The following is a 3646-nucleotide window of genomic DNA, read 5'->3' on the forward strand; positions in this document are numbered from 1 at the left end:
GACGGGCAGATCTTCCTGGAGTCGAACCTGTTCTACTCCGGTGTTCGCCCCGCGGTGAACGTGGGCATCAGCGTGAGCCGCGTGGGTGGCTCAGCGCAGATCAAGGCGATGAAGAAGGTGGCCGGCAAGCTCAAGGGCGAGCTGGCGCAGTACCGCGAGCTGGAGGCGTTCGCCGCCTTTGGCTCGGAGCTGGACGCGGTGACGCAGCGCCAGCTGGCGCGCGGCGCGCGGTCGGTAGAGATCCTCAAGCAGGGCCAGTACGCGCCCGCGCCGGTGGAGCACCAGGTGGCGATCATCTACGCGCTCACCAACGGCTACATCGATTCGGTGGACCTGCCGATGGTCAAGGCGTGGGAGCGCGACTTTCACGTGTACCTGCGCACGCAGCACCCGCAGATCCTGGAGTCCATCCGGACCAACCGGGACCTGACGTCCGACAACGAGGCCGCGCTCAAGAAGGCCATCGAGCGCTACGCCGAGCTGTTTGCCGATCCGAACTCGCCGGTGGGCACGGACGACTACAGCAACAGCGCGATCCTCACCGAGACGGACGCCGACCGGCGGATGTCGGAGGAGCAGCTGCGGATGGCGTCCAAGCCGGAAACCAACGCGGCCGGCGCACGGCAGAGCTACTGAGGTACGAAAGTACGAGAGTACGAAGGTACGGGAACCGTCCCGCATCCGTACTCTCGTACCCCGTACTTTCGTACTGACCACGGGATAACATGGCCAAAGCCAGAGAACTGAAGGGCCGCATCCGCACGGTCCAGAACACGCGCAAGATCACCCGGACGATGGAGATGGTGTCCACGTCCAAGCTGAAGCGCGCGCAGGACCGCGTGGCGGCGGCGCGGCCGTACGCCGAGCGGCTGTCCGGGGTGATCAGCCGGCTGCTGACCCCCGAGCTGGCGGGGCGCTACCCACTGCTGCGCCAGCCGGCGCAGGTGCGGCGCGCGGCGGTGCTGCTCATCACCAGCAACCGCGGCCTGGCGGGCGCCTTCAACGCCAACCTGATCCGCGAAGCCCGCAACCTGCTGGCCCGGCTGCGGTCCGAAGGGGCCGAGGCCGAGCTGCACGCGGCGGGAAAGAAGGGGATCCAGTTCTTCCGCTTCGCCGGCGAGGCGCTGCACACCTCGGTGAGCGACGTGGGCGACCGGCCGGGCGCCGAGGACGCGCAGCGGCTGATCGACGGGCTTACGCAGCGGTTCATCGACGGCGAGCTGGACGCGGTGTACGTGGTGTACGCCAAGTTCAACTCGGCGCTCAGCACCCCGCCCACCACCATGAACCTGCTCCCCGTGGTGGCGCCCGAGGGCGCGGAGGGCGGCGACCTGGACTACATCCTGGAGCCGGGAGCGGACGAGATCCTGGGGCGCATTCTTCCGCTGTACGTGCGCAACAGCGTGTACCGGGCGCTGGTGGAGACCAGCGCGGCCGAGCACGGCGCGCGCCGCACGGCCATGAAGAACGCCACCGACAACGCCACGGACCTGCTGGAAAGCCTATCGCGCACGTACAACCGCGTTCGCCAGGCGGCCATCACGCAGGAGATCGCCGAGATCGTCGGCGGCGCCGCGGCGCTGGAATAGACACGCGAGAGTCCACGAAAAGGAGAATCATACATGGCAGCCATTGCCCCTGAGCGGGCCACCGTGCCCGCGGGCACGCCCAACGTGGGCCGCGTGGTCCAGGTCATCGGACCGGTCATCGACGCCGAGTTCGAGGGCCAGCTCCCCGAGATCTACAACGCCCTCGTCATCAACCAGCCCGCGGCCGAGGGCCGTCCGGCGCTGCAGGTGACGCTCGAAGTGCAGCAGCACATCGGCCGCAACCAGGTGCGCGCCGTTTCCATGGAGCCCACCGACGGCGTGGTGCGCGGCATGGAGATCGTCGACACCGGCAGCTTCATCAGCGTTCCCGTGGGCCCGGCCGCCCTGGGCCGCATTCTGAACGTGCTGGGCAACCCGGTGGACGAGCGCGGCGACATTCCCGCCAGCTCGGAGCGCTGGCCCATTCACCGCAACGCTCCGGCGTTCGTGGACCTTGAGCCCACCACCGAGGTGCTGGAGACGGGGATCAAGGTTGTGGACCTGCTCACCCCGTACGTAAAGGGCGGCAAGATCGGCCTGTTCGGCGGCGCCGGCGTGGGCAAGACGGTGGTCATTCAGGAGCTCATCCACAACATCGCCATGGGGCACGGCGGCCGCTCGGTGTTCGCCGGCGTGGGCGAGCGCACCCGCGAGGGCACCGACCTGTGGCTGGAGTTCCGTGAGGCCAACCTCATCAAGGACGACAACCTGGCCGAGTCCAGCGTGGCGCTGGTGTACGGGCAGATGAACGAGCCGCCCGGCGCGCGTCTGCGCGTGGCGCTGGCCGGTCTGACGGTGGCGGAGTACTTCCGCGACGTCGACAAGCAGGACGTGCTGTTCTTCGTGGACAACATCTTCCGCTTCACGCAGGCCGGTTCCGAGGTGTCGGCCCTTCTGGGCCGCATGCCGTCCGCCGTGGGCTACCAGCCCACGCTGGCCACGGAGATGGGCGGCCTGCAGGAGCGCATCACCTCCACGCGCGAGTGGTCCATCACCTCGGTGCAGGCCATCTACGTGCCCGCCGACGACCTTACCGACCCGGCGCCGGCGACGGCGTTCGCGCACCTTGACGCCACCACGGTGCTCAGCCGCGCGCTCACGGAGATCGGCATCTACCCCGCGGTGGACCCGCTCGACTCCACGTCGCGGATCGTGGACCCGCAGTTCATCGGCGAGCGCCACTACAACGTGGCCACGGCGGTGCAGCGCATTCTGCAGCGCTACAAGGAGCTGCAGGAGATCATCGCCATTCTGGGCATGGACGAGCTGTCGGAAGAGGACAAGGTCACGGTGGGCCGCGCCCGCCGCATCCAGCGCTTCCTTTCGCAGCCCTTCCACGTGGCCGAGCAGTTCACGGGCACGCCGGGCGCCTACGTAAAGCTGTCCGACACCATCGAGAGCTTTGAGCGGGTGGTGGCCGGCGAGTTTGACCACCTGCCCGAGCAGGCGTTCTACATGGTGGGCGGCATCGAGGGCGTCGAGGAGAAGGCCCGCAAGCTCGAGGCGGGCGGCTGATGGCGGCCCCGGCGGCGGGCGCGGAGACCGGCGGGGCGCTGCACGTGACGGTGCTCTCGCCGGAGCGCACGGTGTTCGAGGGGACGGCGGATTCCGTCATCGCCCCCGCGTTCAACGGCAGCCTGGGCATTCTGCGCGGCCACGCACCGCTGATGTCGCTGCTGGGCGAGGGAAGCCTGCGCATCACCACCGGCGGCAAGGAGCTGCGCTACAACGTGGCGGGCGGCTTTCTGCAGGTCGCCAACAACGAGGTCACCGTCCTGAGCGAGCGCGCCGACGAGGCCTGATCGCTTTCGGTGGATGACGACGGTCCGGCCCCACTGCCTCCTACGAGGTGGCGGGGCCGGATTGCGTTCGCAGGCACGGGAACGGCATGTCTCACACAGAGTCAGCAGAGTCAACAGAGTTGAGTCCAGTCTAAAAAGCCTCTTGGGTTTCTGCAGATTCTTCTTGGATATTGCCTAAGTCAATGATATATTGTGATTTAGACATCGTTCCCCCTCTCCCCGCCGCCCCTGCACCTACCGTGTTTCGTCCGAACG

At 67.8% G+C, this 3646-nt stretch carries 3 protein-coding genes and 1 pseudogene; all 4 read left to right on the forward strand.

Translation table 11 applies throughout. The features are described 5' to 3' along the window. Positions 1–489 (forward strand): annotated as a pseudogene (locus tag ACOJUJ_RS23480) (F0F1 ATP synthase subunit alpha); the annotation flags it as partial. A 236-nt stretch (positions 490–725) separates the two neighbouring features. Next, entirely contained in the window at positions 726–1589 is an 864-nt protein-coding gene (gene atpG / locus ACOJUJ_RS23485) for an ATP synthase F1 subunit gamma (protein WP_420129354.1), read from the forward strand. Positions 1590–1622: 33 nt separating this feature from the next. Continuing rightward, entirely contained in the window at positions 1623–3104 is a 1482-nt protein-coding gene (gene atpD, locus ACOJUJ_RS23490; RefSeq protein WP_420129355.1) for a F0F1 ATP synthase subunit beta, read from the forward strand. After that, positions 3104–3391: a F0F1 ATP synthase subunit epsilon gene (locus tag ACOJUJ_RS23495; protein WP_420129356.1), complete on the forward strand. Its 288-nt coding sequence runs from the start codon at positions 3104–3106 to the stop codon at positions 3389–3391. Before atpD ends, ACOJUJ_RS23495 begins: the two co-directional genes overlap by 1 nt. Positions 3392–3646 lie beyond the last annotated feature (255 nt).

This window comes from Longimicrobium sp. (genome assembly GCF_048594345.1).
Taxonomy (GTDB): Bacteria; Gemmatimonadota; Gemmatimonadetes; order Longimicrobiales; family Longimicrobiaceae; genus Longimicrobium.